This is a genomic window from Rhodobacter sp. 4.3.4 (assembly GCF_058724655.1).
This window is the reverse complement of sequence record NZ_JBZXDU010000005.1, coordinates 13,287-40,053: the sequence shown is the minus strand read 5'-3', so window position 1 is coordinate 40,053 and position 26,767 is coordinate 13,287. Positions and strand designations below refer to the sequence as shown.

27 protein-coding genes and 4 pseudogenes are annotated in these 26,767 nt (G+C 65.4%); 24 read left to right on the top strand and 7 right to left on the bottom strand.

All coding sequences use genetic code 11. The features are described from left to right. Positions 1-2: 2 nt before the first annotated feature. Positions 3-551 carry a GNAT family N-acetyltransferase gene (locus AC4PTB_RS19490; RefSeq protein WP_492192877.1) on the bottom strand — a complete coding sequence of 183 codons (549 nt, stop codon included), beginning with the start codon at positions 549-551 and terminating at the stop codon, positions 3-5. 516 nt (positions 552-1,067) lie between these two features. On the opposite strand from AC4PTB_RS19490, the pseudogene AC4PTB_RS19485 reads away from it, so the two are divergent. The 3 pseudogenes from AC4PTB_RS19485 to AC4PTB_RS19475 form a co-directional block, all read left to right on the top strand. Further along, positions 1,068-1,202 (top strand): annotated as a pseudogene (locus tag AC4PTB_RS19485) (transposase); the annotation flags it as partial. Next, positions 1,195-1,323 (top strand): annotated as a pseudogene (locus AC4PTB_RS19480) (integrase core domain-containing protein); the annotation flags it as partial. The pseudogenes AC4PTB_RS19485 and AC4PTB_RS19480, both read left to right, overlap by 8 nt. Beyond that, positions 1,322-1,735 (top strand): annotated as a pseudogene (locus AC4PTB_RS19475) (transposase); the annotation flags it as partial. The pseudogenes AC4PTB_RS19480 and AC4PTB_RS19475, both read left to right, overlap by 2 nt. On the opposite strand, the gene AC4PTB_RS19470 reads toward AC4PTB_RS19475, so the two are convergent. From AC4PTB_RS19470 to AC4PTB_RS19460, 3 genes are all read right to left on the bottom strand, one after another. Beyond that, positions 1,686-2,723: a GSU2403 family nucleotidyltransferase fold protein gene (locus AC4PTB_RS19470; RefSeq protein WP_492192876.1), complete on the bottom strand. Its 1,038-nt coding sequence runs from the start codon at positions 2,721-2,723 to the stop codon at positions 1,686-1,688. The pseudogene AC4PTB_RS19475 and the gene AC4PTB_RS19470 overlap by 50 nt on opposite strands. 185 nt (positions 2,724-2,908) lie before the next feature. Further along, positions 2,909-3,145, bottom strand: coding sequence for a hypothetical protein (locus AC4PTB_RS19465; protein ID WP_492192875.1), 237 nt, complete (start codon positions 3,143-3,145; stop codon positions 2,909-2,911). Next, positions 3,145-3,435 carry a hypothetical protein gene (locus tag AC4PTB_RS19460; RefSeq protein WP_492192874.1) on the bottom strand — a complete coding sequence of 97 codons (291 nt, stop codon included), beginning with the start codon at positions 3,433-3,435 and terminating at the stop codon, positions 3,145-3,147. The genes AC4PTB_RS19465 and AC4PTB_RS19460 overlap by 1 nt, the downstream gene beginning before the upstream one ends. A gap of 943 nt (positions 3,436-4,378) precedes the next feature. Between AC4PTB_RS19460 and AC4PTB_RS19455 the strand changes: the two genes are divergently transcribed. From AC4PTB_RS19455 to AC4PTB_RS19440, 4 genes and pseudogenes are all read left to right on the top strand, one after another. After that, a complete protein-coding gene (locus AC4PTB_RS19455; protein WP_492192931.1) occupies positions 4,379-6,067 on the top strand; it encodes a relaxase/mobilization nuclease domain-containing protein in 1,689 nt (562 codons plus the stop codon). Positions 6,068-6,165: 98 nt separating this feature from the next. Beyond that, entirely contained in the window at positions 6,166-6,438 is a 273-nt protein-coding gene (locus tag AC4PTB_RS19450; RefSeq protein ID WP_492192930.1) for a hypothetical protein, read from the top strand. Between the two features lie 75 nt (positions 6,439-6,513). Continuing rightward, positions 6,514-6,980 (top strand): annotated as a pseudogene (locus AC4PTB_RS19445) (MFS transporter); the annotation flags it as partial. A 35-nt stretch (positions 6,981-7,015) separates the two neighbouring features. Beyond that, positions 7,016-7,297 carry a hypothetical protein gene (locus tag AC4PTB_RS19440; RefSeq protein WP_492192929.1) on the top strand — a complete coding sequence of 94 codons (282 nt, stop codon included), beginning with the start codon at positions 7,016-7,018 and terminating at the stop codon, positions 7,295-7,297. 88 nt (positions 7,298-7,385) lie between these two features. Here AC4PTB_RS19440 and AC4PTB_RS19435 read toward each other — a convergent pair whose 3' ends face one another. Further along, a complete protein-coding gene (locus tag AC4PTB_RS19435) occupies positions 7,386-7,874 on the bottom strand; it encodes an RrF2 family transcriptional regulator (protein ID WP_492192928.1) in 489 nt (162 codons plus the stop codon). Positions 7,875-8,000: 126 nt separating this feature from the next. On the opposite strand from AC4PTB_RS19435, the gene AC4PTB_RS19430 reads away from it, so the two are divergent. The 10 genes from AC4PTB_RS19430 to AC4PTB_RS19385 are packed head-to-tail and all read left to right on the top strand — an operon-like array spanning position 8,001 to position 18,916. Then, the gene (locus AC4PTB_RS19430; protein ID WP_136906043.1) at positions 8,001-8,420 is read left to right on the top strand and encodes a hypothetical protein; all 420 of its coding nucleotides are present in this window, start codon (positions 8,001-8,003) and stop codon (positions 8,418-8,420) included. Further along, the gene (locus AC4PTB_RS19425; protein ID WP_492192927.1) at positions 8,420-10,582 is read left to right on the top strand and encodes a 4Fe-4S binding protein; all 2,163 of its coding nucleotides are present in this window, start codon (positions 8,420-8,422) and stop codon (positions 10,580-10,582) included. The genes AC4PTB_RS19430 and AC4PTB_RS19425 overlap by 1 nt, the downstream gene beginning before the upstream one ends. A 19-nt stretch (positions 10,583-10,601) precedes the next feature. Then, the gene (gene nosZ, locus AC4PTB_RS19420) at positions 10,602-12,548 is read left to right on the top strand and encodes a TAT-dependent nitrous-oxide reductase (protein WP_492192926.1); all 1,947 of its coding nucleotides are present in this window, start codon (positions 10,602-10,604) and stop codon (positions 12,546-12,548) included. 3 nt (positions 12,549-12,551) lie between these two features. Further along, on the top strand, positions 12,552-13,871 hold the full coding sequence (locus AC4PTB_RS19415; protein WP_492192925.1) for a nitrous oxide reductase family maturation protein NosD: 1,320 nt from the start codon (positions 12,552-12,554) through the stop codon (positions 13,869-13,871). Next, positions 13,846-14,733 (top strand): ABC transporter ATP-binding protein, encoded by an 888-nt coding sequence (locus AC4PTB_RS19410; RefSeq protein ID WP_492192924.1) that lies wholly within the window; start codon positions 13,846-13,848, stop codon positions 14,731-14,733. Before AC4PTB_RS19415 ends, AC4PTB_RS19410 begins: the two co-directional genes overlap by 26 nt. Continuing rightward, on the top strand, positions 14,730-15,551 hold the full coding sequence (locus AC4PTB_RS19405; RefSeq protein WP_023924827.1) for an ABC transporter permease: 822 nt from the start codon (positions 14,730-14,732) through the stop codon (positions 15,549-15,551). The genes AC4PTB_RS19410 and AC4PTB_RS19405 overlap by 4 nt, the downstream gene beginning before the upstream one ends. After that, positions 15,548-16,108, top strand: coding sequence for a nitrous oxide reductase accessory protein NosL (locus tag AC4PTB_RS19400; RefSeq protein WP_492192923.1), 561 nt, complete (start codon positions 15,548-15,550; stop codon positions 16,106-16,108). The genes AC4PTB_RS19405 and AC4PTB_RS19400 overlap by 4 nt, the downstream gene beginning before the upstream one ends. Continuing rightward, the gene (locus AC4PTB_RS19395; RefSeq protein ID WP_492192922.1) at positions 16,108-17,016 is read left to right on the top strand and encodes an FAD:protein FMN transferase; all 909 of its coding nucleotides are present in this window, start codon (positions 16,108-16,110) and stop codon (positions 17,014-17,016) included. The genes AC4PTB_RS19400 and AC4PTB_RS19395 overlap by 1 nt, the downstream gene beginning before the upstream one ends. A gap of 52 nt (positions 17,017-17,068) precedes the next feature. Continuing rightward, complete coding sequence (locus AC4PTB_RS19390; protein ID WP_492192921.1) at positions 17,069-17,467, top strand: hypothetical protein; 399 nt, start codon at positions 17,069-17,071, stop codon at positions 17,465-17,467. A 30-nt stretch (positions 17,468-17,497) separates the two neighbouring features. Next, complete coding sequence (locus AC4PTB_RS19385) at positions 17,498-18,916, top strand: PepSY-associated TM helix domain-containing protein (RefSeq protein WP_492192920.1); 1,419 nt, start codon at positions 17,498-17,500, stop codon at positions 18,914-18,916. Between the two features lie 33 nt (positions 18,917-18,949). Here AC4PTB_RS19385 and AC4PTB_RS19380 read toward each other — a convergent pair whose 3' ends face one another. Further along, positions 18,950-19,216, bottom strand: coding sequence for a hypothetical protein (locus AC4PTB_RS19380; RefSeq protein WP_492192919.1), 267 nt, complete (start codon positions 19,214-19,216; stop codon positions 18,950-18,952). Between the two features lie 123 nt (positions 19,217-19,339). Between AC4PTB_RS19380 and AC4PTB_RS19375 the strand changes: the two genes are divergently transcribed. The 7 genes from AC4PTB_RS19375 (at position 19,340) to AC4PTB_RS19345 (ending at position 25,982) form a co-directional block, all read left to right on the top strand. Then, on the top strand, positions 19,340-20,560 hold the full coding sequence (locus AC4PTB_RS19375) for an NnrS family protein (RefSeq protein WP_492192918.1): 1,221 nt from the start codon (positions 19,340-19,342) through the stop codon (positions 20,558-20,560). A gap of 81 nt (positions 20,561-20,641) precedes the next feature. Next, positions 20,642-21,097, top strand: coding sequence for a c-type cytochrome (locus AC4PTB_RS19370; protein ID WP_492192917.1), 456 nt, complete (start codon positions 20,642-20,644; stop codon positions 21,095-21,097). 12 nt (positions 21,098-21,109) lie between these two features. Then, positions 21,110-22,471: a cbb3-type cytochrome c oxidase subunit I gene (locus AC4PTB_RS19365; protein ID WP_492192916.1), complete on the top strand. Its 1,362-nt coding sequence runs from the start codon at positions 21,110-21,112 to the stop codon at positions 22,469-22,471. After that, on the top strand, positions 22,468-23,277 hold the full coding sequence (locus AC4PTB_RS19360; RefSeq protein ID WP_492192915.1) for a CbbQ/NirQ/NorQ/GpvN family protein: 810 nt from the start codon (positions 22,468-22,470) through the stop codon (positions 23,275-23,277). Before AC4PTB_RS19365 ends, AC4PTB_RS19360 begins: the two co-directional genes overlap by 4 nt. A 4-nt stretch (positions 23,278-23,281) precedes the next feature. Beyond that, the gene (locus AC4PTB_RS19355; protein ID WP_492192914.1) at positions 23,282-25,198 is read left to right on the top strand and encodes a nitric oxide reductase activation protein NorD; all 1,917 of its coding nucleotides are present in this window, start codon (positions 23,282-23,284) and stop codon (positions 25,196-25,198) included. Beyond that, a complete protein-coding gene (locus tag AC4PTB_RS19350) occupies positions 25,195-25,740 on the top strand; it encodes a cytochrome c oxidase subunit 3 (RefSeq protein ID WP_492192913.1) in 546 nt (181 codons plus the stop codon). The genes AC4PTB_RS19355 and AC4PTB_RS19350 overlap by 4 nt, the downstream gene beginning before the upstream one ends. Continuing rightward, on the top strand, positions 25,737-25,982 hold the full coding sequence (locus AC4PTB_RS19345) for a hypothetical protein (RefSeq protein WP_492192912.1): 246 nt from the start codon (positions 25,737-25,739) through the stop codon (positions 25,980-25,982). The genes AC4PTB_RS19350 and AC4PTB_RS19345 overlap by 4 nt, the downstream gene beginning before the upstream one ends. Here the strand turns inward: AC4PTB_RS19345 and AC4PTB_RS19340 are convergent. Further along, positions 25,979-26,677, bottom strand: a complete 699-nt coding sequence (locus AC4PTB_RS19340) for a Crp/Fnr family transcriptional regulator (protein ID WP_492192911.1) — start codon at positions 26,675-26,677, stop codon at positions 25,979-25,981. The two genes, AC4PTB_RS19345 and AC4PTB_RS19340, sit on opposite strands and share 4 nt — an antisense overlap. Between the last annotated feature and the right edge of the window lie 90 nt (positions 26,678-26,767).

Here is a 26,767-nt window from a genome sequence, read left to right as displayed (position 1 = left end):
TTTCAGGTCTGACCTTGGTATTCTTGCGCCAAAACCCCCATGATGATGTCGTCGTGCCAAACATCGCCGACACGAGCGCTCTCGCGTTCGCGCCCCTCTTCGATGAAGCCGCAGGCGCGATAGCAACGGATCGCTCGCTCATTGTATGCGAGCACCCGCAAGTCGACCCGGTGCAGCTGCAGCGTTTCGAAGGCATGCGATAAGATCAGCTTGATCACCTCACGACCCAGCCCTTTCCCGAGCTGTGAGAGGTCGTAGAGCCCGATTGCCAGGCGCGCCCGGCCGTCGTGATAATCAAGCCCGTCCAAACGAGCCTCCCCCAATAGGCGGCCATCGACCTCGACCGCCCAACAAAGGGGATGCGCAAGGTTCCGCTCCACCCATGACCGGGCATCGCCTTCCTCATACGGAGAAAGGCCCCTCGGGTCGCCTCCGAAGCAATGTACGATCTCCGGCGACTGCCCAAGAGCGAGCCGTCCGTCAATATCGGAACTTCGGAAGGGGCGCAGGCGGACGCGGGCGCCCCAAAGTTCAGGGATTTCTCGGGTCATTTCGGAATACTGGCATGCTCGCCATTGTCTGGCCAGCAGGGGAAAGCTGACCTTCACGCATCAGCAACGAAGGTCCGGTACGCCCGCATCAGCGACATGGGCCAAGACTTTGCTGCGCCAGGTGCTGGCCGTCCGCTTCATGGAATCCGCGCCGCGGCATGGCGAGGCACCGACCGGCGGCAATGGGCCGGGCACGTCGATCAAGCTGGACGCGAGATCCATACCGCGTTTCCGACGCCCTCATAACGACCTGTTTGGCGGGACAGCTGCGCAAGCAGAACGAGGCGCTGGTCCAGCGCCGAACGCCGCCGAGGATTACATAACATCTATTACCGGCAGTGTTCATGCCGGCGCAAAGTAGAAATGTCGCACCTGAGCAAAGTTAAGGTGTCACCCTCCTCAGGGGTCAGTTCGGCGCGTTGGAGGACGCATATCGGATGGATCATGGTAATCCTCCCCGTGGTTAAGGGGATGCGAAAGTAGAATTTTCTCGGCAAGATGGACGAGGAGATTCCGATGAAGAAGGTCCGTTTCACCGAAGCCCAGATCATGGGCGTGTTGCGTCAAGCCGAGGGCGGGTTGGCCGTGCGCGAACTGTGCCGCGAGCACGGGATCAGCAGCGCGACGTTCTACAAATGGCGGGCGAAGTATCGCCCTGACCTACATCCAGTCCGGCAAGCCACAGCAGAACACTTATGTCGAGCGCTACAACCGGACGGTCCGGCACGAATGGCTGGACCTCTTCATCTTTGAAACCATCGAGGAGGTGCAACCCCATCGAGCGCCTAAACGGTGAAATCAAGCGCCGAACCGAGGTTGCCGGCATCTTCCCCAAAGACGACGCCATCGTCCGCCTCGTCGGCGCACTGCTGTTGGAACAGAACGATGAATGGGCGGTCCCGCGCGCCCGCTACATGACTCTGGAAACCATAGCGCCGATGAGCGAGAATGCCGTCATCAGCCTGCCCGCCGTGGCATCCTTATCAAACAGCCCTGCGCCGCACATCACGGTGACGATCAGCGCCAGCTACACACCTCCATGGGACAGCATCAGAAATCCAAGAAGTGCTGCGGCGCGGGCGGGCCAGCGCTTTGAGGTGACAGGCGCGCCGAAAGCGCAACCTGCCTCAGGCCTCACCAGTTGGGACGCGTGCTTTTGGGTGCCGCCGATAGATGGGACGTGATTTCGGCTGCAAGGGTTTTCGGCAGATGTCCAAGGAACTGTTCGTCTAGCGGCATCTGCGGAAGGCGACCCTGAACCAGTTGAAGCACGGCCGCACCCTGTGCGGCATCGCGGCTCTTTTTGATCGGATCGCGATCCTCCCGCTTGGACAGCCAGAGTTTGTGGGCCGCCCAATAACGCGGATCGGGGCTGCGAACTGGTGCGGGGAAGCCACTTTCGTCGACGACAATCGTTTCGATTGCCGGGGCATTGACCAGCCATTGAAGTCCGATCACTGGTGCTCCAACCAGATCTCCTTCCTCCTCGGGTTCGGCTCCGGGCATGCGTTTCCAGGCTGGGCGTGGCTCCGGGCGGATCAATTCGACCATGTAACCGTCGTCGTTCGTCAGCCGATAGTCTCGCTTGTTGCGCGTACGAAAACTGCGATCGACCCGATCGCAGATGAGTTGAGCGAGACCTGTCAGGTTGCGGTCCTCGGTCATCAACCGCAGGCGGCGACGATCATCCTGAAGCAGATCGATGTCGCCGGTTGCAGTAACACCCGCGTCGAAGACGACGCCCGCAAGCGCCTCGTAGGTGTAGAGGGCATTCGTGCCGACAACCCGGATCCCGGTGTCGCGGCCGTGGATCCGCAACTGTCGCAAGATCCGCGCGGCAACAGTCGGCATGCGTCCATCGCGCAAGCCGCGCAGGATGGCAGCCTGCTTCGACATGCCATCCGAGAGGCTTTCAAGCCTCCGGCGGTTTTCTTCGCGAGAGACCTGGAACCGTTCCAGTTGGGTCTCGGTCCATGCGGACCGCGGACCAAGGCTTTTGCCGGAACTGCCGATCCGGCGATAGAGATAGTCCTTGCCATCGCGTGTCTCGAACCCCATCGTTCCCAAGAAGCTGTGACGGCGCAGGTCTTCGGCCTCGATCCATGCGGTCCAGACCTGAGTAAGGTTGATCCGCTCACGTGCGATTCTTTGGTCCAAGTCATTGAAAAGCATGTGTTTGTTGTCCCGAACCGCAGATTTCTGGCAAACGGCACAACAAATATAGCATTATCATGGGGTTATAGCTATATTTTTGGTGTTTCGGGCGGCGTTTCTGTGGTGCCATCGGTGCAGCCGAATTCCCGCACCAACTTGAAACTCTTCGCTCGGCGCTTGTTCGGATGTCTCTGCCTCGGTGATCACGTCACATCCAGTGGCGGCCATTTGGTCTTCGATCGTCGCTGACGCCTCCAAGATCGAGCCTGCCCCCTCCCGGCTTCCCCCTTGATCGCGAGCGCAGGTGTCAGCGTTTCGCGGGCGTTTGAGGTTGGCGAGCGGTCATCTTTCGGATCGCCCGCGCCCTCGCCAAATCCGAGTGTCGCCGAAAATCCTGCATCGCGGCGGATGACCCGCATCATGTCCTTGCGCGGGGCCATCACGCGACCTCCATCGGAACGGTGATCATCCGGTCGATTTCGTCGAGCAGCTCTGTTGCCTCCTTCAAGGCATTGAGCACGTGGGTGGCAAGGCCTCGGTTTGACGTATGCTCCCCGCTGTGCGTCCGGCGGCCATCCAGTGAAAGCAGGAACGTGAGGAGCCGGTGTCGAAAATCGTCACGGTTTCCGCCCCTCACGGCAGCGGCCGAGGCCAGCGCGCGGCAGACCGTGCTTTTGCCCGATCCTCCTTTTCGGTTCATCACCAGAACGACGCGTATCCCGTTACTCATGAAACTTCCCTCATCTTGCGGCTTTCCGGATGCTTACAGCGGTGTGCCGAAGTCTTTTTTCTGATCGCCGAAAACCGTTTTAATTATTCGTCGCGCTAATATCTAAATTCATCCCGCGGAAAGCGAATTGCGCGGAACATATAGCGGAAAGCGAAAAACTATTGGCTTGTCGCGTTTCGCGTTTGTCTGATATCGCCTTGCGGTTGACCTTCTGCAGGCTACAGAGAGCACATCGCTGATGCCTGGCACGCATCTCACTCGTTCTTTCGTGAGCCCCGGTCGAGAAATGGCGGGGCGGGATGACGCCACAACAACATGTTATGAAGTGTATTTTTATTACATTGATTTCCCTCTCCCGATGAAAGGGGGGCGTTTGCGCGAACAGCTTGTAGGGATGAGGGAGCCGTGAAAGGCGTTTGGTGATCGGTGGCTTACCTTGCGTAAACGTCTTCCGCAAGCACGTTTTTTCGCCCCAAGGCTGCAGTTGCAAAGGCTATAAAGATAAGAGTAAGAGTGGTGGCAGGAAATGCGTGATGTCTACAAAAAATAATGAGTGCGACGGTGGTGAGAAAAACGCCAAGAGATAATGCGTCTACGGCACCCACCTGCCCTGAAATCGTGCCGGATCGGATGGCGGCGGAGCCCGCTCACGGATGGCGCGCGGGTGTGGGTCGGGTGTCGATGGTCAAGGAGCAGTGGGCCGGACTCGACGAGTTGCGCCAGAGGCTGCCGCTCTTGCGCGCGACCCTGTCGCAGGTGATCAGCGAGCGGCGCCGGAGGGGCGTGACCCTCTACCGGAAGTTTGTGGCAGAGCATCAGGGGCACCAAGGTGGCTAAGCTTGCGACACGGCCCGGCCGAGGCGTCGCCCGCGCCCTGCTTGGCGATCTTGATGTGTTGCGACCGCAGCGGGGGCGTGCGCGGGGAACGAGCGGGGCAGGATTTGTGCGCTTTTCGCCACGGGCGGCGCAGCTTTGGCGCTTTGCGCTTGGATCGAATGCGGCGGTGATCAAGAAGATCAATCGGGGCGGGACGCATACCGCCAAGGATCTGCGGGCGCAGTTCGATTACCTGTTCTCGAAGTCCGAGGCGATCTTTGGCAATGCCGTCGCCCATGATCCGAACGCCCGCGGACTTGCAGCCGAGGAGCGCCGCGAGATCGCGGAGACCTGGGGCGATGACTGGCGCGGGGCGCCGAAGAACGGACATACGAGCCATCTCTTGCTCAGCTTTCCCTCACATGTTGCCCCCGGCAAGGCGAAGTTGATCGCCGAGGCCTGGGCCTTCGAGATGTTCCAGTCCGGGGCGCATCAGGCGGAGGAATGGGCCTATGTCGCGGCGCTGCACACCGACCGCGCGCATCCGCATGTGCATGTCGTGGTGAACAACCGCGGTCTGATCGACGGGAGGTGGTTCTACATGGCCCGCGAGCATGCGTTCAATCTCGACATGATGAAAACCCGGATGGTCGAGATCGCGGCGGAAGAAGGGGTGTTTCTCGACGCCAGCTCGCGGGCCGAGCGGGGGATTCTGAGCTATGGCCCGAGCCGGGCCGAGATCGAGTGGGCGCAGGCGCAGGGCCGGGCGCCCAAGGAGAGGATGCGCGAGGGTCGGGCGCTCGATGAGGCCCTGTCAAGCATGACCCGCTCCGCCGAAACCCTGCGCGGGCTTGCGCATCTGGCCGCCCTGACCGGGCTTGATGAGATCGCCACGCGGATCCGTGCGGCGGAGGCTGCCTTGGTCCGTGGCGGTATCGTGAATGCTTTCCCAGCCGCCGAGCACCGTGATACCCGTGCCGATCTCGAACGGCATTTCGAAGGCTGGATGGGGCAGGCGCTGGAGCGGATCGGGGCGCGGCCTGAACAGGAGCAGCTTGCGCTGCGCAAGGAATTGTTCGGCCATGCCCGCGATGTTCTCGACGGGCTTGGGGATCGGCGCGGCGCGCAGTTGCTGGAGATGCCGGCGCAGTCGGAAATCTATGGCCGAAGGATGATTGTGCGGTGTGCGGACGCGGCGCGGCAGAACTTGCCCGACATGCGCGCCCCGGGTTTGGACATCAGCGAAAAGATATCGGCGCTCGGGGTCCAGATAGGCCTCGAGCCCCGGATGTTGAGAGAGCGTATCGACCGGGCCGCAGCAAATGCCTTTGAGGAGCAGCTGTGGGTTCGGGACGATCTGCGCGCCGTTGCGGCGCATCGGAACCTCAATCTCATGGACCGGAAGCAGAGGAACCTGGCGGGCTCGGCGCTCGGGCAGTTCTATGAACAATCCGAAGCGTTGATCGAGGCAGGTCATCAGCGCGACCACGATGTGCAGTCCGCGCGGCTCCTCGGGACGATGCGCGCGATGGCCCGAACAATCGCAGCGACTGGCGCAGTGTGCTTCGGGTCTGATGAAGAGGCGCAACGCTTCGCCGCAGACCTTCGCCGGAGATATGGGAACGGTATTGCGTCGGATCTGGCGGCGGGACGGATCGAGGCGCTGATGCAAGACTTTCCGGAACAGCGCGAGAGGCAAGCGGTGGCGCTGGCGGTCGCCGTCGCGGCGCGGACCCATCCGGGCATGGGCCTGACATTGCGCGAGGCAGAACGCGCCAAGGAGAGGATGCACAGGGGGGATTGGGAATTGGGTTGAGCGGGCAGAACCTCGATTGCCCGCCTCCCTGCGCCATGGCCCGAATTCATCACTTCTTTTCGGGCGTTGGTCGTCTCACTGGATCAAGGGGCTTACACATGGCCGGGGACGCTTTAATCTCCTCAGCATTGGCGAAATTGAGATTGGCTGGGATGGACGGTATGGCAGGCGGCATCGGCGTCCTCTTGATGCTCGCCTTCGTGTTTTGGCTCTACATCTGGCTTCCAGCGTCGATGGCCGTCGGCCGTGGCAGATCGTCGGTGGGATGGGTCTTTCTGACGATAGTTTTCTCGCCCTTCATCACCATCATCGCGCTGCTGGTTTTGGGGCCGACCGTCGAAACGGCTCTTGTGAGACTGCGAAACAGGTAACCACACCAGCTACGCGGAAGGATCTGCGCTAAACTCTCTCTCGCGCTCGACATACGAGGCATTGCGCCGGTTACGCGCTTCGGCCTTGCAGCAACGCTCTACGCCGGGCTCGCGCTGCAGGTCGCCGCCCTCGTGGCGCTGGCCCAGCTGAGCCCCGCCTCGGTCGCTTTCGTGATGGCGGTGCAAGGTGTCTCGGGCGTGGCCAAGGATCTGGCGAAGATGTCGTCGAAATCCGCGTGAAACTGCTCGCACCCAACGGAGACGGCGGGCTTTTTCGCTGGGTGGCGGCGCTGACCGGCTCAAAGAACGCGGTGAAGGGGCTTGGATTCTTCCTTGGTGCGGCTTTGCTGGCGCTTGTCGGCTTCAAACCGGCGATCTGGGGCATGGCGGCGCTGCTGGCGGCGATCCTGATCGCGGTCGTGGCGTTCTTGCCCGCGGGCCTGCCCGGACAGATGAAATCCGAAAAGTCTTGGGGCGGCTGGCGGTCGAAAGACCCGCAGGTGAACCGGCTGTCACTGGCGCGGATGGCCACCGCAGGCGCGATGGCCCCGAGTTCGACTTCGTGCGCTCAGTCCGGGTGTTCAGTGTCGAAATCGCCCGGCAGCACTGGATTGGAGGGGACAACGACACCTGCAATCAAAGCCAGCGCGTCCGTGTCGGCTCATACGGCATCCAAGGCAATTTCAGCTGGAGCGGATCCTCCGTCGCTGCGCTCCCTGCGGCATTCGAAGGCCTGGAAGGCTGGGCAGACTACAGCACTCCGGACGGCAGCCACTGCCCGGGGATATACAAGCGATCCGACTTCATCGAATGGCACGATCACGAGGGCGGTTACGGGTTCGAGCAGGTTGATTACTGAACCAGATCGAGCGCGGAAGACCTCTCATTGCCCCCGGAAGTCGTCTTCCGTGTCAAATCCGTGTCGAAGGCTCAAATGCGGAAAGAGCCTACTCGACCGCGCCCTCCTTGGCCTGAAGCGCATGCAGCTTCGGCCCGCGCAGGGGTTGTGGGCCTTCGACAGACAGCAGGAAATATGTCGGCCGCACCATGGCATCGGCCAACGTGTATTTGCTGAGGACGGCAAAGAACGCATCAAGCGCCTCGTTGGCGATATTGGGCAGCCGACAGGGGCGCGAGATCCGGCATTCATTGCCGGTCAGATAGCATTCGAACACGCCGAAATCCGGCTCCGTCTCCAGAATCACCGCCGCAAGGTTGATCTCTCCGGGGGGCCGCGCCAGCGTGAAACCGCCGTTCCGCCCCTTTCTCGACACCAGAAATCCGCCGCGCGACAGGGTCAGAACCACCTTCTTCACATGCGCCCGCGAGATTGCGAACCAGTCTGCCACCTCGTCGATGGTCACCCGGCACTCGGGCTTGCCGGCGGTATAGATCAGCAGGCGCAGGGCGTAATCGGTGAAGGTCGTCAGGCGCAAGGGCCACCTCTGAACGGATGCACATATCTTGACGCGAAATCGCGGCAGGGTCGAGATCCGATAAAAAGGATATTCCACATGACTTAAATCAAGGCCGATGGCAGGATCGGTCCTTAGGGAGAGATCATGACCTTCACCGCGCCCCTTGCGCGGCGTCTGACGCCGCTGGCCGCCCTGGCCCTTCGCCTGAGCCTCTGTCTGGCTCTGGTGCTGGCGGGCGCCTGGGGGGCGGCGGCCTGCGCGGCGCAGGCGGGGCTGCAGCCGATGGAAATCTGCTCGGATGCGGGCGCGCGCGATGTGATCTGGCTTGATGCCGAGGGCCATGCCGCCCCGGCGCCCGGCGCGGTCGATTGCGACGCCTGCCCCGATTGTCTTGCCGCCGCCGCCGGGGCGGTGGTGCCGCGTCCGGCCCCGCTGGCCGATGCGGCAGACACCCGTTTCGACCCCCTCTGGATGACCGCCCGCGCCGAGATGCCCGCGCGGCCCGATCCTGTTCCCGCTGCCCGCGGCCCCCCGTGCGCGGCCCCTGTCCGGATGATCTCTTGATGCGCAGACCGACCTTTTTCCTTTCGCTTTTCTGCGGGCTGGTGTTCGGGCTGGTGGCGGTGCTTTCGGGGCCCGCTCTGGCTGCGGAAACCGTGCTTGAAAAATACCTGCCGCAGATCGCGGCCGCAGATCTTGTCCCGCGCGCCGATGGGTTCGGCCCCCTGCGCGAGGATCTGGCGGTTGCCCCGGTGCTGCAGGGACAGACCCAACTCGGCTGGGTCTATGTCACCTCCGATTTCGTCGGCACCACCGGCTATTCGGGCAAGCCCATCCATGTGATGATGGCGCTCGATCCCGCGGGCAAGGTGATCGGCGCGCAGCTGGTCAAGCATTCCGAGCCGATCGTTCTGGTCGGCATCCCCGAGGCCAAGGTCAAGGCGCTGGTCGGCTCCTATATCGGCGTCGATCTGCCGAAAGCCGCCGCCGACAAGGCCGCCGCGCATGATCTGCAGATCATTTCGGGCGCCACGGTCACTGTGATGGTGATCGACGATTCGATGCTGCGATCGGGGATCAAGGTCGCCCGGGCGCTTGGCCTTGGTGGCATGAGTGCCGAAATCGCCACCGGCCCGAAAGCCAAGATCAACCCGGACGCCGCCGCGCCCGAGGGCTGGCTTTCGATGCTGGGCGACGGCACCGTGCGGCGGCTGTCGCTGGATGTCGGTCAGGTGAACGAGGCTTTCGCGGCGCTGCCCGATCCGCGCGCCGCCGCCCGGGCGCTGAGCGAGCCGCCGCAGACAAGCTTCATCGACCTGAACCTGGCGCTGGTCTCGGTGCCGGGCATCGGCAAGGCGGTGCTGGGCCCGGCCGAGACGGCGAACCTGCAGGCCTGGCTCAAGCCCGGCGAAGCCGCCGTGGCCGTGGCGGCGAACGGGCTTTATTCCTTCAAAGGCTCGGGCTATGTCCGCGGCGGCATCTTCGACCGCATCGTGCTGGTGCAAGACGATGTGACGGTGCGGTTCCATGACCGCGATCACCGCCGTCTGGTCTCGCTCGAGGCCAAGGGCGCTCCCAGCTTCACCGAAACCGACCTGTTCCGGATCCCCGCCGATCTGGGCTTTGACCCGGCGAAACCGTTCCGGCTGCAGCTTCTGGTGCAACGGCCGGTGGCGGCGACGGAAAAGGTCTTCACCACCTTTGATCTGGGCTACCAGCTGCCCGCGGGCTACCTCAAACCCGTGGCCGTGGCGGCACCCGCCCCGGTCGAGGAAACCGCGGCGCAAGCCGATCTGTGGCGCTCGATCTGGGCGGGCAAGAAGCTCGAGATCGCCGTCACCGGGGCGATGCTCACGGTGCTGACGCTGGTGTTCTTCTTCCAGACCGCGGTGACGCGCAACGCCCGGGCCTTCTTCTGGTTCCGCATGGGGTTCCTGTCGGTCACGCTGATGTTCCTTGGCTTTTACGCCAATGCGCAGCTCTCGGTGGTCAATCTGATGGCGCTCTTTGGCGCGCTGACCACCTCTTTCAGCTGGCAGGCCTTCCTGCTCGATCCGCTGACCTTCATCTTGTGGTTTGCCGTCGCCGCCGCGCTGCTGTTCTGGGGCCGGGGGGCCTATTGCGGCTGGCTTTGCCCCTTTGGCGCTCTGCAGGAAATCACCAATCGCATCGCCCGCGCCCTGCACATTCCGCAATGGACCCTGCCCTGGGGCCTCAACGAACGGCTTTGGCCGATCAAATACATGATCTTCCTTGGGCTTTTCGGGGTCTCTCTGGGCTCGATCGAACAGGCCGAACACCTTGCGGAAATCGAGCCCTTCAAGACCGCGATCATCCTCAAATTCGTCCGCGCCTGGCCCTTTGTCGCCTATGCCGCGGCGCTGCTGATGGCGGGGCTTTTTGTCGAGCGGTTCTATTGCCGCTATCTCTGCCCGCTCGGCGCTGCGCTCGCCATTCCGGCCCGGCTGCGGATGTTCGACTGGCTCAAGCGCTATCACGACTGCGGCAACCCCTGTCAGGTCTGCGCCCATGACTGCCCGGTGCAGGCGATCCACCCCACCGGCGAGATCAACCCGAACGAATGCGTCACCTGCCTGCATTGCCAGGTTCTCTATCAAAGCCACGCGCGCTGCCCCGTCGTGATCCGGCAAGACAAACGCCGCGCCGCCGTGGCCCCGAGCGCCGCGCCGCGCGATCTGCGCAACCATCCCCATACCCCTCACTGAACGAAAAAGGAGTTCGACCATGACCGAGGAAACCAGAGCCGGCATCAGCCGCAGGATGCTTCTGGGCGCGACCGCGGGCGGCGCGGCGCTGGCGGGCGGGCTTGCCGGCCGTCTGGCGCTTGGCACCGGGATCGGCGCGGCGACGCTGGCCACCACGGCGCAGGCCGAAGGCGCCAGTGGCGGCTTCGAAGTGCATCCGGGCCAGCTGGACGAATATTACGGCTTCTGGTCCTCGGGCCAGTCGGGCGAGATGCGCATTCTCGGCGTGCCCTCGATGCGCGAGCTGATGCGGGTTCCGGTGTTCAACCGCTGCTCGGCCACCGGCTGGGGCCAGACGAACGAATCGCTGCGTGTGCATCAGCGGTCGATGACCGAAGACACGAAGAAATTCCTGGCTGCCAACGGCAAGAAGATCCACGATCAGGGCGATCTGCACCACGTCCACATGTCCTTCACCGAGGGCAAATATGACGGCCGCTTCCTCTTCATGAACGACAAGGCGAATACCCGCGTCGCTCGGGTGCGCTGCGACGTGATGAAATGCGACGCGATCCTCGAAATCCCGAACGCCCATGCGATCCACGGGCTGCGGCCGCAAAAATGGCCGCGCTCGAATTACGTCTTCTGCAACGGCGAGGATGAAACGCCGCTCGCCAATGATGGCGTAACGATGGACGACGTGGGCACTTACGTGAACATCTTCACCGCGGTCGATGCCGACAAATGGGATGTCGCCTGGCAGGTGATCGTTTCCGGCAACCTCGACAATTGCGACGCCGATTACGAAGGCAAATGGGCGTTCTCGACCAGCTACAACAGCGAAATGGGCATGAACACCGCCGAGATGACCGCCTCGGACATGGACCATGTCGTTGTCTTCAACATCGCCGAGATCGAAAAGGGCATCGCGGCGGGCGACTATCAGGAACTGAACGGCGTCAAGGTGATCGACGGCCGCAAGGGCTCGAACAAGAACTACACCCGCTACATCCCGGTGGCGAACAACCCGCATGGCTGCAACATGGCCCCCGACAAGGTGCACCTGTGCATCGGCGGCAAGCTCTCGCCCACCGTCACGGTGATCGACGTCACGAAGCTGGACACGCTGTTTGCCTCGGATGTCGATCCGCGCTCGGTTGTCGTGGCGGAACCGGAACTGGGGCTTGGGCCGCTGCACAACGCCTTTGACGGCAAGGGCAACGTCTATACCTCGCTCTTCCTCGACAGCCAGGTGGTGAAATGGAACATCGATCTGGCCAAGCAGCTTTACGCGGGCGAAAAGGTCGATCCGATCCTCGACAAATGCGACGTGCAATATCAGCCGGGCCACCTCAAGACCTCGATGGGCGAAACCCTCGAGGCCGATGGCAAGTGGCTGGTCTGCCTGTGCAAATTCTCCAAGGACCGGTTCCTGAACGTCGGGCCGCTGAAGCCGGAAAACGATCAGCTGATCGACATTTCGGGCGACAAGATGAAGGTCGTGCACGACGGGCCGAACTTCGCCGAACCGCATGACGCGATTGCCGTGCATGCCTCGAAGATGACGAACATCAAATCGATCTGGGACCGCAACGACCCGTTCTGGGCCGAGACCCGCAAACAGGCCGAGGCCGATGGCGTCGATCTCGATGACGAACAGGCCTTTGTCATCCGCGACAAGGCCGATCCGACCAAGGTCCGCGTCTACATGTCGGCCGTGGCGCCGAACTATGCGATGGAAAGCTTCGAGGTGAACGAGGGCGACGAGGTGACCATGGTCATCACCAACCTCGATGACATCGACGACCTGACACATGGGTTCACCATGGGCGGCCATGGCGTCGCGATGGAGGTCGGGCCGCAGGCGACCTCTTCGGTCACCTTCGTCGCCGCCAATCCGGGCGTCTACTGGTATTACTGCCAGTGGTTCTGCCACGCGCTGCACATGGAAATGCGCGGCCGGATGTTCGTGCGTCCGAAGGCGTAAGCGATGCGGCTGCCCTGTCTCGCTCTCCTCCTGACCCTGCTCGCCTGCCCCTTGCAGGCCGAGACGGTCATGGTGTTCCCGGGCAAGGCTGCCCTGCAAGGCGCGATCGCCACGGCCCGCCCGGGCGACGAGCTGCAACTGGCGGCGGGGTCCTATGGCCCCGCCGTCATCGACAAATCCCTGACGCTTGACGGGCAGGGCTTGGCGGTGATCGACGGCGGCGGCCGCGGCACGGTGCTGACGGTGACCGCCGATGACGTCACCCTGCGCGAGCTGACCGTGCAGAACTCGGGCCTCCGCAACGAGGAGATCGACGCCGGCATCAAGGTGGTCAAGGGCGTGGCCCGCACGCTGATCGAGGACAACCTCTTGCGCGACAACCTGCACGGGATCGACTTTCACGGCGCCATCGACGGCACGGCGCGGCGCAACACCGTCCTTGGGCGGCAAGATGCTCACATGATCGCCCGCGGCAACGGCTTTTACGTCTGGAACGCGCCCGGCGTGCTGATCGAGGACAACGAGGTCCGCTGGGGCCGCGACGGCATCTTTTCCAATGCCTCGAAGAAGGACATCTACCGGCGCAACACCTTTCGCGATCTGCGCTTTGCCATCCACTACATGTATACGAATGACAGCGTGGTCGAGGACAATATCTCGATCGGCAACCACCTTGGCTTTGCGATGATGTATTCGCGCCGGGTGCAGGTGACGGGCAATATCTCGCTGATGGATCGCGACCACGGGGTGATGCTGAATTCGACGAACGATGCCGACGTGATTGGCAATCTGGTCATCGGCGCGGCGAAATGCACCTTTCTTTACGACGCGAACAAGAACCTGATCGCGGAGAACCGCTTTCAGGGCTGCGACATCGGCATCCACTACACCGCCGGATCGGCACGGAATGCGGTGACCGGCAATGCCTTTGTGGGCAACCGCAATCAGGTGAAATATGTCGGCACCCGCGATCTGGAATGGAGCTTGGACGGGCGCGGCAATTTCTGGTCCGATCTTGCCGCCTTCGATCTGAACGGCGACGGCTTTGCCGATCAGGCGTTCCGGCCGAATGACCTGATGGACCATATCCTGTGGTCGCAACCCGCGGCCGGGCTGCTGATCGGCGCGCCCGCGGTGCAGCTGATCCGCTGGAGCCAGCAAAGTTTCCCCGCGACGCTGCCCGGCGGCATCGTGGACAGTCATCCCCTGATGGCCCCGCTCGAGATCCCCCTTGCCCCCGACCTGGCCGCGGCAGCTGCCGAAGTGGGCGACCGCTGGACGAAAGACACCGAAGAAGATGCTGAAACTGACCTCGCTCACTAAGCACTATCAGGAGGTTGCGGCGCTGAGTGCCGTCAGCTTCGATGTCGCACCCGGCGAAAGGGTGGCGCTTTTGGGCCATAACGGCGCGGGCAAATCCACGCTGATGAAGATCGTCCTGGGCCTGATCCCCTTTGACGGCGGACAGGTCTCGGTGCTGGGCGCCGCGCCGGGATCGGCCATCGCGCGGGCGGGCGTGGCCTATCTACCGGAAAACGTCGCCTTTCACCCCGCGCTGACCGGCGAGGAACAGATCCGGCTGTTCCTGTCGCTGCGCGGCGAAGACCCCGGGCAGGCCCGCGATCTGCTGGACCGGGTCGGGCTGCACGGCGCGGCGCGGCGGCGGATCGGCACCTATTCCAAGGGCATGCGGCAGCGCGTCGGGCTGGCGCAGGCGCTGGTCGGGCATCCGAAACTGCTGATCCTTGATGAGCCGACCTCCGGGCTTGATCCGGTGTCACGGCGGGATTTCTACGCGCTGCTGGACGAATTGGCAGCCGAGGGCGCGGCGATCCTGCTCTCGTCGCATGCGCTGACCGAGGTGGAGGCGCGGACCGACCGGATCGTGATCCTCTCGGGCGGGCATCTGGTGGCGACGGGCACGCTGGCCGGTCTGCGTACCGCGGCCGATCTGCCGGTGACGCTGCAGGTCACCCCGGCGTTCGGACAGAGCGAAACCGTCGCCCTTGCCCTGCCCGAGGCGGTGCTTGTCGGCGCGCAGTTCCATCTGAACGTGGCGCAGGGGCAGAAGCTGGCCTGGCTGGGCCGTATTGCGGCTCTGGGCGCGGCGGTGACCGATCTCGACCTGATCCCGCCCTCGCTTGAAGACATCTACAGCCATTTCAGCCGGAGGGACGGGCAATGACGGCAATTCTTGCGCTTGCGAAAGCCGAATTCCGCATCGCCGCGCGCAACCGCTGGCTGGCGATCGCCGCCGTGCTGATGGTGGTCTTCGCGCTGATCCTGACCGCGGCGGGCTCTGGCCCAACAGGCAGTCTGGGCGTCGACCGGCTGTCGGTGACGGTGGCCAGCCTGACCAGCCTGTCGGTCTATCTGGTGCCGCTGATCGCGCTGTTGCTGTCCTTTGACGCGGTGGCGGGCGAGGCCGAACGCGGCACGCTCTCGCTCATCCTGACCTATCCGGTCGGGCGCGGGCGGATTCTGGCGGGCAAGGCGGCGGCGCATCTGGCGATCCTGACGCTGGCGCTGCTGGCGGGCTATGGCGCGGCGGGGGCGGCGGCCGTGCTGCTCGATCCGGCCTCGGTCGCGGGGCTTGGGGCGCTTTGGCGGCTGATCTGGACCTCGGTCGCGCTGGGGGCCACCTTCCTTGGCTTTGGCTATGCGATCTCGGCCCGGGCCAGGCGGCCCTCGGGGGCGGCGGGGCTGGCGATCGGGCTCTGGCTGCTGGCTGTCGTGCTTTATGATCTGGCGCTTCTGGCCGCGGTGGTGGCCGACAATGGCGGCACCTTCACGAAACAGGTCTTTCCGCTGACGCTGCTGGCCAATCCGGCCGATGCGTTCCGGCTTTACAACCTGGCCGCCTCGCAGGCGACGGCGGTCGCCGCCGGGGTCGCTGCCGCCGCGCAGGCGGTGCCGGTCTGGCAATCGGCGGCCTCCGTCCTTCTGTGGCCCCTCGTCTCGGGCGGGCTTGCCCTTCTCTCGTTCAAAAAGGTCGTGCCATGAAACGCTTCCTCCTTGCCTTCTGCCTGCTGGCCGCCTGCCGCGAGGAGGCCGCGATCCCGCAGCCGGTGTCGCTGACACCCGAGGCGGTGGGCTATTTCTGCCAGATGAACATTCTCGATCACGGCGGCCCGAAGGCGCAGGTGCATCTGGATGCCCACCCCGGAAAACCCTTGTTCTTCAGTCAGGTGCGCGATGTCGTCACCTATCTGCGGATGCCCGAGAAGGACGGCGTGGTGCAGGCCAGCTATGTCACCGACATGGGCGCGGGCGATTGGGCCAAGCCCGGTAGCCTGCCCTGGATCGCTGCCGACACGGCCGTCTATGTGGTGGGCAGCACGCGGCTGGGCGGGATGGATCAGCCCGAAACCGTGCCCTTTGCCCGGACCGAGGATGCCCGGGCCTTCATCGCCCAATATGGCGGGCAGCTGATGCGGCTGGCCGAGATCCCCGAGACCGTTCTGGCCCCCGTCCCGCCCGAGGTGCAGGCGGCAGAAGAGGCCGATTACCGGGCGCGGATGCAGAAACACGACCATGCGAAGATGCAGGGGGGGATGTGATGACCGATTTCAGCCGTCGCCGGTTTCTGAGCATTTCCGCCGGGATCGCCGCCCTTGCCGCCAGCCCGCTCGCCGCCGCCAGCCGGGTCTGGGAGGGGATCGCCCTTGGCGCCCGCGCCCGGATCGTGATCGACCACCCCGAGGCCGCGGCGATCACCGCCGCCGCCGCCGCCGAGATCGCCCGGCTGGAGGCGGTGTTTTCGCTGACCCGGGCCGACAGCGCGCTGCGCCGGCTGAATGCGGCCGGCCGGCTGGCGGATCCGCCCTTCGAGCTGCTCGAATGTCTGGCGCTGGCGGGAACGGTCCATGCCGCGACGGCGGGGCTGTTCGATCCGACGGTGCAGCCGCTCTGGACGCTGTATGCGACCCGGTTCGGCGCCGGTCTTGCCCCGGATGAGGCGGAAATCGCCGCGGCCTTGCAACGGGTTGACTGGGGTTCGGTGCGGTTCGACAGCGGCGGGATCCGGCTGGCCCCCGGACAGGCGCTGACGCTGAACGGCATCGCGCAGGGCTTCATCGCCGACAAGGTGGCGGCGCTTTTGCGCGGCCGCGGGCTGGAGCGCATCCTGATCGACACCGGCGAGATGCGCGCGCTTGGCCCGCAGCTCGACGGCACGCCCTGGCCGGTCACGCTGGCCGCAGGCGGACAGGTCGCCTTGCAGGATCGCGCGCTGGCCAGTTCCTCGGCGCTTGGAACGACCTTCGACAGTGCCGGGCGGGTCGGTCACATCCTGCATCCGGGCACCGGCCGCCCGGCCGCCGCGGGCTGGAAGCTGGTCACGATCACCGCGCCCGAGGCCGGTCTGGCCGATGCGCTGTCGACCGCGGCCTGTCTGATGCCGCAGGCCGAGACGATCCTGCAGGCCGTGACCCGGTTTCCGGGGGCGCGTGTAGAACATCTGGCCTGATCCGGTCTGCGCCATATTGACGCATGACGGTGGCATGACTACTGCGAAGGATATGAAAGCACTGGCATCGAAAGGGCTTGACCGGCTCGCCGTCTGGACGCTCGTTCTCGGGCTTGTTCTGGCTGCGCTGCTGCCGCCCTCGGTGCTGCCGCTGCGCTCGGCCGCGGGCACGCTCGAGATCGTGCTGTGCTCGGGCCATGGCCCGGTGTCGGTGATCCTTGATCTTGGCACCGGAAAGCCGCTTCCGCCGCTGCCCGCGCCCGATGACCGGCATTGCAACTGGGCCTGCTGCCATCTGGCGGCGCCGGGTGCCGCGCTGCCCTCGGGCTTGCCGCTGCCTGTGCGGACGGCGCGGGCCATCCGGATCGAGCCGCCCCCGACAATCCTGCGCGACGGCCATGTGACCGGCCTGCCGCCCGCCACCGGCCCCCCCGTGACTGTCGTGACCTGACCGGACCGCACGACTTTCACAGGAGACATCATGACCGATCTACCGCCGGGGGCCACGCCCCCCGAGGCGCAACCGCGCCTGAACAGCTTTTACTTCACCGCCTGGCGCTGGCATTTCTACGCCGGGCTTTACGTCGTTCCCTTCCTGCTGATGCTTGCCGTCACCGGGGCGCTGATGGTGTGGTTCACCGCCATCGATTCGGAATATGGCGACCGCATCGCCATTGCCCCCGCAGCGCAGGCCTTGGGCGTCGGCGCGCAGATCTCCGCCGCCGAGGCCGCGCATCCGGGCAGCCGGGCCGACAAATACATCGCCCCGCGCGACGACCGGACCCCGGCGATCGTGCGGGTGCAGGACGGCGAGACGGCGCGGATGCTGGCCGTCGATCCCTATTCGGGCGCGGTGCTGTCGGATCGTCCCGAGGCGGGCACCTGGAACGACTGGCTGACCAACCTGCATGGCGAGCTGCTCTGGGGCGGCAACGGCGGGCCGGGGGATGCGCTGGTGGAAATCGCCGCCAGCCTTGCGGTGATGATGCTGGCCAGCGGGCTCTATCTGGCCTGGCCGCGGCAGGGCCAAGGCTGGCGCGCGGTGCTGGTGCCCGATCTGGCCGCGCGGGGGCGCAGCTTCTGGAAGTCGCTGCATGTGACGACCGGGGTCTGGGTCGCGCTGTTTTTGGCGTTTTTCCTGCTCACCGGCATGAGCTGGACCGGCGTCTGGGGCGGCAGGATCGTGCAGCCCTGGTCCAGCTTTCCGGCCGCGAAATGGGATGCGGTGCCGCTTTCGGACGCCACCCATGCCGCGATGAACCACAGCGCGCAGGAAGAGGTGCCCTGGGTGCTGGAACTGGTGCCGCTGCCCGCTTCGGGCTCGCAGGCGGGGGTGCAACTCCTGCCGCCGGGCACGCCGGTCACCTTCGAGACGGTGATGGCGGGCGCCCGGGCCCTGGGCTTTGACGCGCGGGTGCAGGTTTCGGCGCCCGCCGATGCGACCGGGGTCTGGACGCTGTCGCGCGATTCGCAAAGCTATGACAGCCCGAACCCGACCAGCGACCGCACCGTGCATCTTGACCAGTATACCGGCAAGGTGCTGGCCGATGTGCGCTTTGCCGATTACCCGCTGATGGGCAAGATGATGGCGGTGGGAATCGCCTTGCACGAGGGGCAGCTGGGCTGGTGGAGCGTCGCGTTGAACCTGCTGATCTGCGCCGGTCTGGTGCTATCCTGCGTGGCGGGCGTGGTACTGTGGTGGAAGCGTCGTCCGGTTGCGGCCGGGCGTCTGGCCGCGCCGCCGCGCGGGCCGCAGGCGCGGCTCTGGATCGGCGGGCTTGTCGTCGCGGCGCTGGTCGGGTTGGCCTTTCCGCTGGGTGGCGCGGCGATCCTTGCGGTACTGGCGCTCGATGCGCTGCTGCTGCGCCACGTTCCGGCGCTGAAACGGGCCCTGTCCTGAGCCCCCTTGCCGCCCCGGTTATCCGGGGCGGCGTCAGATCCCGCCGGCCTCGACAAGCAGGCTTCGGACCCAGCGCGCGGCCAGCACGCTGGCATGCAGGCCAAGCGGCAGCGCCCAAAGCAGCGCCGCCGTCGGCGACAGCGCGGTAAAGCCGAGCGCCTGCCCCATCAGACCCAGCATGAACAGATTGATCGCCACCGCCGCGGTGACGAAGGGATAAAGCAGCAGCCCGAGGCGGGACAGGCGCGGCAGGCGCCCGGGGATCGCGGCCGGGGGGGTGGTGCGGGAAGATGTCGTCATCAAGGCCTCCATTGCCTTTCCCGTTTCCGTGATCCCCCGACGCCCGCGGGCCTTCCTTGACTTTCATCAAGGGGACCGACGCGCTTTGCGCCAAGCTGCGCACAGATCGCGAAAGGACCTGTCATGACCGCCCTCAAACGCCTTTTCTCCGAAGGCTTCCGTCTGTTTTTCCTGCTCTCCGCCGTCTGGGGCACGGTGGCGATGCTGGTCTGGGGGCTGTGGCTTGCGGTGCATGCGCTTGGCGGCATGATGGAGCTGCCCGCCGATCTGGTGCCGCAATGGTGGCATGGTCACGAGATGATCTTCGGCTTCGGCGCGGCGGCGACGGCGGGGTTCCTGCTGACGGCGGTGCCGAACTGGACCGGCGCCGCCCCGGCCGGGCCGCGGTTCCTGATCCTGGCCGGGGGGCTGTGGCTAGCCGGACGGGTCGGGATGTGGTTTTGGGGAGCGCTGCCCGCGCCGCTGGCCGCCGGGCTCGCGCTGGCCTTCCTGCCGGTGCTTGCCGGGCGGATCTGGCTGATGCTGCGGGCGGCGCCGAAACCGGCCAATCTGCTGGTGCTGGGCGCCGTGGCGCTGATCTGGGGGGCGCAGCTGCGGGTGCTGCTGGATTTGCTCGGCTGGCCGCTCGGCGATGCCGTCGCGGGGCTGCACGGGGCGCTGGCGACGCTGATCGCGCTGATCGTCATCATCGGCGGGCGGATCACCCCGGCCTTCACCCGCAACGCGCTGGCGCGTCGGGCGATGCTGGCGGGTGCGGCCCCGGATCTGGGCAAGCCCCGGGCCCCGGGCCTGCCGGTCAGCTTCGCGCCGGCCGACAGGCTGGCAATCGGCGCCGCGATCGCCGCCGCGCTGGCGATCACCCTGGGCCTGCCGGATCCGGTGATCGGCACCGCGGAACTGACCCTTGGCGCGGCCCAGCTGATCCGCATCGCGCGATGGCAGGGCTGGGCGGTGCGGGGGGAACCGATCCTGGCCGTCCTGCATGCGGCGATGGCGCTGGTGGGGCTGGGCGCGCTGCTGCAGGGGCTGGCCGCCTTCGGCATCGGGTCCGAGATCGGCGCGCTGCATTTTTCCGCCATCGGCGGCATCGGCACGATGGTCAGCGCGGTGATGAGCCGCGCCACGCTCGGCCATACTGGCCGCCCGCTGGTCGCCCCCTTCCCCGTCGTGCTGGCCTATGTGCTGATCCCCCTGGCCGCGCTGCTTCGCTGGGCCGCCGCCGTCGTGCCGCTGGCGCTTTACACCCCCGGCACGATCCTTGCGGCGACGCTTTGGGCGCTGGCCTTCGTGCTGATCCTGATCGCGCTTGCGCCCCTGCTGCTGGGTCCGCGCGCGCATTCCTGAGTGTTTGACTTTCGTTAAGGCGAACCCGCGCTCCGGCTGGCTTGGTGAAGCCACCCAAGAAACCTCCGAAGGGACGGCGCAATGCGCGAAACCATGACCAAAAGCATGGCCCGCAACATATTTTATGGCGGATCACTGTTCTTCATCGCGATCTTTCTGGGCCTCTCGGCCCAGAGTCACCGCTACATCGTCACCACCTCGACGAATGCCGCTACGCTGACCCCCTCGGTCGCGGCGGGCAAGCGGATCTGGGAACACAAGGCCTGCATCAACTGCCACACGATCATGGGAGAAGGCGCCTATTTCGCTCCGGAACTGTCGAATGTGATGACGCGCTGGGGGATCGAACCGGGCGATCACGCGGGCGCGAAAGAGGCGCTGGCAGCCTGGATGGGCGCGATGCCCTCGGGCATCGAGGGGCGGCGGCAGATGCCGCATTTTACGCTGACCGACGAACAATTCCAAAATCTCGCCGATTTCCTGCTTTGGGTCGACAGCGTCGACACCCAGGGCTGGCCGCCGAATGACGCGGGCTGAGGAGGAAAGACCATGAAATATCAAACACAAAAGATCGCTCTGGCCTACATGGGCACGGCCCTTGGCCTGTTCGCCATTCAGGTGCTGATGGGGCTCGCCATCGGCTGGATCTATGTGCAGCCGAATTTCCTGTCGGAGCTTCTGCCCTTCAACATCGGCCGGATGCTGCACACCAATGCGCTGATCGTCTGGCTGATCCTTGGCTTCTTCGGCGCCGCCTATTTCCTGATCCCCGAGGAATCGGAACGGGAAATCCATTCCCCCTTCCTCGCCTATCTGCAGCTCGCCATCCTGGTTGTCGGCACTTTGGGCGCGGTGATCACCTACACGTTCAACCTGTTCGAAGGCAACATCCTGCTGGGCAAGGACGGGCGCGAGTTCCTGGAACAGCCGCTTTGGGTCAAGGGCGGCATCGTGGTCGCGGCGCTGATCTTCCTTTTCAACGTCTCGATGACGGTGCTGAAGGGGCGCAAGACCGCGATCACCAACATCCTGCTTCTGGGCCTCTGGGGTCTGGCGCTGCTGTTCCTCTTCGCCTTTTACAACCCGTCGAACCTCAGCCTTGACAAGCAATACTGGTGGTATGTCGTCCATCTGTGGGTCGAGGGCGTGTGGGAACTGATCATGGCCGCGATCCTGGGCTATCTGATGCTGAAACTGACCGGCGTCGATCGCGAGGTGGTGGAGAAATGGCTGTATGTCATCGTCGCCCTTGCGCTGTTTTCGGGCATCCTGGGCACCGGGCACCATTATTACTGGATCGGCACGCCGGGCTATTGGCAGTGGATCGGCTCGATCTTCTCCTCGCTGGAAGTGGGGCCGTTCTTCGCGATGATGGCTTTCGCCTTCGTCATGGTCTGGAAGGGCCGCCGCGATCACCCCAACAAGGCCGCGCTGCTGTGGAGCCTTGGCTGCGCCACGCTCGCCTTTTTCGGCGCCGGGGTCTGGGGGTTCCTGCACACGCTGCACGGGGTGAACTACTACACCCACGGCACGCAGATCACCGCCGCCCATGGGCATCTGGCCTTCTTCGGCGCCTATGTCTCGCTGAACCTGGCGATCATGTCCTATGCTTTCCCGATGCTGCGCGGGCGTGACCCCTATAATCAGGTGCTCAACATGGCCTCGTTCTGGCTGATGTCGGGCGGCATGGTGTTCATGACCTTCACGCTGACTTTCGCGGGCACGGTGCAGACGCATCTGCAGCGCGTGATGGGCATGAGCTACATGGAAGTGCAGGACCAGCTCTGGCTCTTTTACGTCATGCGCTTTGGCTCGGGCGTGGCGGTGGTGCTGGGCGCGGGTCTCTTCATCTACGCGCTGGCGATGCCGCGCCGCGAAATCGTGGCGGGTTCGGCGGAGGGCGCGCGATGAACGCTCTTGTCACCGATCTGGAGGGGGCGGCTTCGGCCCCCTTCTACCTGCCGCAGGGCGATGAATGCACGGTCTTCGCCGCCGCCGCGACCGCCGATCTGCCGGTGCTGCTGAAAGGCCCGACCGGCGTCGGCAAGACCCGCTTCGTCGCCCATATGGCGGCGCGGCTTGGCCGTCCGCTTTACACCGTCGCCTGTCACGATGACCTCTCGGCGGCCGATCTGATCGGGCGCTATCTCCTCAAGGGCGGCGAGACCGTCTGGGTCGATGGCCCGCTGACGCGGGCGGTGCGCGAAGGGGCGATCTGCTATCTGGATGAGGTGGTCGAGGCCCGCAAGGATGTGACCGTGGTCCTGCATCCCTTGACCGACGACCGCCGCATCCTGCCCATTGACCGCACCGGCGAGGAGTTACAGGCCGCCCCGGGTTTCATGCTGGTGGCCTCTTACAACCCCGGCTATCAGAACGTGTTGAAAACGTTGAAACCCTCGACGCGGCAACGGTTCGTGGCGCTGGATTTCGACTTTCCCGCCCCCGCGCAGGAAACCCGGATCGTCGCCCGGGAATCCGGTCTGCCCGAGGATCGCTGCGCCAGCCTTGTGCGGCTGGCAGGCAAGCTGCGCGGCCTCAAGGGGCAGGATCTGGAAGAGGGCGTCTCGACCCGCCTCGTCGTCTATGCCGCGACGCTGATCGCTCAGGGCATGGGGGTCGCGCGCGCGATCGAGGCGGCGATGATCGAGCCTTTGTCGGATGATGCGGATGTGAAACGCGGCTTGCGCGATCTTGTCGCCGCGGTCTTCGGGTAACGCCATGGGCCAGATCGAGTTTGAACCCTGGGAACCCGAGGAAAGCGTCGGCAAGCTCTGGCACCGCTTTGCCTCGCGGCTCGACGCGCCGGTGACGCATAACGCGGCCCGGGTCGATCTGGCCGAGATTTCCGGGCGGCTGGCCATCCTCTATCGCGGTCTGGGCGGACCCTCCGCGACCGAGATCAAGCCGGTGACCGAGGAAACCAGCCGTCACCGGCTTTCGTTTCGCCGCCGTCTGGGGACCGAAGCCGAAGTCACCCCCCGCGCCTCTTTCGATGGCGAGGCGCTGCGCTTGCCTGCAACGCTTGCCCTGTTTCCGGCGCGGGAGGCGAACGCCGCCATTTACCTTTGGCTTGCCGCCTGCGCCGCGCTGGCACCCGAACCGCAAGCCCCGCCCACAGATCCCCTGGCCGCCGATCTGGCGCGGCTTGCGACCGCCCGGGCGATGGTCGCGGCGACGCTTTCCGAGGCCCCGGGCCTTGCGCCGCTTTACGCCGATCTCTGCGCCGCCACCCTTGCCGCCCGTCCCCGCCCTGCCCTGCCGCCGGTCGAAGCCGCGCTCGAGGCGCTGATCCGGGCGGAATTGGGAGACACCTCCCCCCTGCCCGCTTTGGCCGATGATCTGCCTGCGAAGGCCCCGCGCGGCTATCGCCCGGCGCGGCCGGTGGTGCTTTGGCCCGATCTGCGCCCGCTCATGCTCTCGGACGGATCGGGCGTCGAAACCCGCGACGCCGCCCCGGCCGAGGAGGCGACGAGCGGCGAGGAAAAAACCCACCGCGCCCGGCGCCACAAATCCGATCAGGCGGAACGGAACGACAGTTTCATCCTGCACAAGTTCGAAGCGATCCTGTCCTGGGCGGAATTTCTCAACCTCAACCGCCGCGTCGAGGATGACGAGAATGACGATGCGAAAAAGGCCGCCGAGGATCAGGAGGAACTCGGGCTTGGGCAGATCTCGAAAGCCCCCGCCACCCGGCTGAAGCTGCATCTGGATCTGGCCCCCGAAGATGCCGCCCGGGAACGGCTGTCGGGCCGCCATCTTTACCCGGAATGGGAGGCGCGGTCCGGCCGCTACCTGCCCGCGCATTGCGTCGTGCTGGCCAGTGAGGCCGCGCCCGGCCCCGGTCTGCCCGCCTTCCGCACCGATCCCGCCAGCGCCCGCCGCCTCCGCGCCGTGCGCGCGCAATTCGAGGCGCTGCGGCCCGGGCGGATATTCACCGCCGGGCATCTCGACGGCGAGGAGATCGACCTTGAAGCCACCGTCCGCGCCGCGACCGACCTGCGTGCGACCGGCACGGCCAGCGCCCGGCTGTGGAAGCAATCGCGGCCAGAGCGTCGCGATCTGGCGGTGTCGATCCTGCTCGATGTTTCGCGCTCGACCGAAAGCGCGGTTTCGGGCCGGGCGGTGATCGACATCGAACGCGAGGCGCTGGCGGCGCTGGCCTGGGGGCTGGACGCGACGGGCGACGATGTTGCGATCCAGGCCTTTTCCTCGCTCCGGCGCGATCGGGTTTTTCTGCTGTCCTGCAAGGGCTTCGGCGAAAAGATGGGGCCCGCGGTCGAGGCCCGGATCGCCGGTCTTCGCCCCGGTTTCTACACCCGTCTGGGCGCTGCCCTCCGCCATGCCTCGGCGGGCCTTGCCGCGCAGGGGCGCAAGCGGCGGCTTTTGCTGGTGATCACCGACGGCAAACCGAACGACCTTGACCATTACGAGGGCCGCCACGGGCTGGAGGACAGCCGCATGGCCGTGCACGAGGCGCGAAGGAGCGGGCAATCGGTCTTCGGCATCACCGTCGAGCGCGAGGCGAAAGCCTCCTTTGCCCGCATCTTCGGTCAGGGCGGTTTCGCGGTGATCCCCCATGCCGACCATCTGACCGCCGCCCTGCCGGAAATCTGGCGCCATCTGGTGGGCGCATGAGCGATACCGACGCTTTCGACGATCTTCCGGGCGATCTGATGATCTGGGTTCTGATCGTCTCGGAACTGCTGGTTTTCGGCGCCGGATTGCTGGCCTTTCTGGCGGTCCGGCTGACCGATCCCGCCGGCTTTGGCCTGGCGCAAGACCAGCTGCACCGCACCGGGGCGGGGGTGAACACGATCGTTCTTGTCACCTCGGGCTGGCTGGCGGCGCTTGGGGTGCAGGCGGCCGAGGCCGGACGGGTCCTGCGGTTGCGGCTCTGCCTTGCCGCGGCCTCGGCCATGGGCGTCGTTTTCCTGATCCTCAAGGCCTCGGAATACAGGGATCTTTTCGCCCGGGGCATCGGCGACGAGACGCATCCCTTCTTCACCTTCCATCTGCTGCTCACGGGCTTTCACGCCGCCCATGTCGTGGCGGGCATCCTGGTGCTGGCGCTGGTGGCCAGCCTCGCCCGCCCCCGCGCGGTCGAAACCGGGGTCGCCTTCTGGCACATGGTCGATCTGGTCTGGGTGCTGCTTTTCTCGGTGATCTATCTGCTATGAGCCCGACCCGCACCTGGGCCGCGCTGATCGCGGCGTCGCTCGCCTCCACCGCGCTGGCCGCCTCGGGCCTGACCGGCCGGGCTTTTGCGCTGGCCGTGCTGGCGCTGGCCTGGACCAAGGCCGAGCTGATCCTGCGCCGCTACCTGCAGCTTGTCCGCGTGCCCGCGGTCGCGCGCGGTTTCAGCCTTGGCCTGACGGTCTTCCTGGCTCTGGCCTCTGCCCTGGCGCTGATCGCGGCCTAGCGCGCCCAGGACTGGCCCGGATCTTCCTCGACATAGTCGCGAAGCACCGCCACATCCTCGATTTCCGCCACCGACTGGCGCACCTGCACGCCCTTTTCGCGCAGCCGGGCAAAGGCGCGGCTAAGGCTTTCAGGCTTCATCCCCAGACGCCCGGCGATCAGCACCTTGTCATAGGGCAGCACGACCGCACAGGGGCCGCGCTCTTCACTCACATGTTCCAGCAGGAATTCCGCCACGCGCTGCGCCCCCGACCGCGCCTTCAGCTGCTCGATCTGCCCGACCAGCCGATGCAGATGCGCGAAGGTCGCCGCCAGCAGCGACACCGCAAGCCCGGGCTGCCGTTCGATCAGCCGCAGGATTTCCGCCGTCTCGATCCGCACCAGCACGACATCGGTCGCGGCCTCTGCCGAAACCGGATAGGCGTCGCCGGTGAAGGCCACCGCCTCGCCGAAACTATCGCCACGGGTGAAGACGCCCACCACCGCCTCCGAGCCGTTCGGCGCAACGCGATACAGCTTCACCCAACCCTCGATCACCACATAGACGGCGCTGGCCGGTTCGCCCTGCAAAAAGATCGTCGCGCCGCGATCGAAGCTGCGCTCGCGCGCCGTGGTCAGGATCAGATCCTGCGCCAGTCTTGGCACATTGCCCAGAAGCAGGGATTTCCGGGCGATCCGGTCGGCATCGGGTTTCATCGGCGGCACTCTCCTTGGCGGCGTTATGACACGCCAGGGGCGCGGGCGAAAGCCGCGGGAGCGCGAAAATGGCCCAGCCTAACCTAAGTC

What these genes read in the sequence shown, in the direction of transcription:
- AC4PTB_RS19490 (WP_492192877.1), bottom strand. Translation starts at nt 551, where the DNA reads ATGACCCGAGAAATCCCTGAACTTTGGGGCGCCCGCGTCCGCCTGCGC.
- AC4PTB_RS19470 (WP_492192876.1), bottom strand. Translation starts at nt 2,723, where the DNA reads ATGCTTTTCAATGACTTGGACCAAAGAATCGCACGTGAGCGGATCAAC.
- AC4PTB_RS19465 (WP_492192875.1), bottom strand. Translation starts at nt 3,145, where the DNA reads ATGGCCCCGCGCAAGGACATGATGCGGGTCATCCGCCGCGATGCAGGA.
- AC4PTB_RS19460 (WP_492192874.1), bottom strand. Translation starts at nt 3,435, where the DNA reads ATGAGTAACGGGATACGCGTCGTTCTGGTGATGAACCGAAAAGGAGGA.
- AC4PTB_RS19450 (WP_492192930.1), top strand. Translation starts at nt 6,166, where the DNA reads ATGGCCGGGGACGCTTTAATCTCCTCAGCATTGGCGAAATTGAGATTG.
- AC4PTB_RS19430 (WP_136906043.1), top strand. Translation starts at nt 8,001, where the DNA reads ATGACCTTCACCGCGCCCCTTGCGCGGCGTCTGACGCCGCTGGCCGCC.
- AC4PTB_RS19425 (WP_492192927.1), top strand. Translation starts at nt 8,420, where the DNA reads ATGCGCAGACCGACCTTTTTCCTTTCGCTTTTCTGCGGGCTGGTGTTC.
- nosZ (WP_492192926.1), top strand. Translation starts at nt 10,602, where the DNA reads ATGACCGAGGAAACCAGAGCCGGCATCAGCCGCAGGATGCTTCTGGGC.
- AC4PTB_RS19415 (WP_492192925.1), top strand. Translation starts at nt 12,552, where the DNA reads ATGCGGCTGCCCTGTCTCGCTCTCCTCCTGACCCTGCTCGCCTGCCCC.
- AC4PTB_RS19410 (WP_492192924.1), top strand. Translation starts at nt 13,846, where the DNA reads ATGCTGAAACTGACCTCGCTCACTAAGCACTATCAGGAGGTTGCGGCG.
- AC4PTB_RS19405 (WP_023924827.1), top strand. Translation starts at nt 14,730, where the DNA reads ATGACGGCAATTCTTGCGCTTGCGAAAGCCGAATTCCGCATCGCCGCG.
- AC4PTB_RS19400 (WP_492192923.1), top strand. Translation starts at nt 15,548, where the DNA reads ATGAAACGCTTCCTCCTTGCCTTCTGCCTGCTGGCCGCCTGCCGCGAG.
- AC4PTB_RS19395 (WP_492192922.1), top strand. Translation starts at nt 16,108, where the DNA reads ATGACCGATTTCAGCCGTCGCCGGTTTCTGAGCATTTCCGCCGGGATC.
- AC4PTB_RS19390 (WP_492192921.1), top strand. Translation starts at nt 17,069, where the DNA reads ATGAAAGCACTGGCATCGAAAGGGCTTGACCGGCTCGCCGTCTGGACG.
- AC4PTB_RS19385 (WP_492192920.1), top strand. Translation starts at nt 17,498, where the DNA reads ATGACCGATCTACCGCCGGGGGCCACGCCCCCCGAGGCGCAACCGCGC.
- AC4PTB_RS19380 (WP_492192919.1), bottom strand. Translation starts at nt 19,216, where the DNA reads ATGACGACATCTTCCCGCACCACCCCCCCGGCCGCGATCCCCGGGCGC.
- AC4PTB_RS19375 (WP_492192918.1), top strand. Translation starts at nt 19,340, where the DNA reads ATGACCGCCCTCAAACGCCTTTTCTCCGAAGGCTTCCGTCTGTTTTTC.
- AC4PTB_RS19370 (WP_492192917.1), top strand. Translation starts at nt 20,642, where the DNA reads ATGCGCGAAACCATGACCAAAAGCATGGCCCGCAACATATTTTATGGC.
- AC4PTB_RS19365 (WP_492192916.1), top strand. Translation starts at nt 21,110, where the DNA reads ATGAAATATCAAACACAAAAGATCGCTCTGGCCTACATGGGCACGGCC.
- AC4PTB_RS19360 (WP_492192915.1), top strand. Translation starts at nt 22,468, where the DNA reads ATGAACGCTCTTGTCACCGATCTGGAGGGGGCGGCTTCGGCCCCCTTC.
- AC4PTB_RS19355 (WP_492192914.1), top strand. Translation starts at nt 23,282, where the DNA reads ATGGGCCAGATCGAGTTTGAACCCTGGGAACCCGAGGAAAGCGTCGGC.
- AC4PTB_RS19350 (WP_492192913.1), top strand. Translation starts at nt 25,195, where the DNA reads ATGAGCGATACCGACGCTTTCGACGATCTTCCGGGCGATCTGATGATC.
- AC4PTB_RS19345 (WP_492192912.1), top strand. Translation starts at nt 25,737, where the DNA reads ATGAGCCCGACCCGCACCTGGGCCGCGCTGATCGCGGCGTCGCTCGCC.
- AC4PTB_RS19340 (WP_492192911.1), bottom strand. Translation starts at nt 26,677, where the DNA reads ATGAAACCCGATGCCGACCGGATCGCCCGGAAATCCCTGCTTCTGGGC.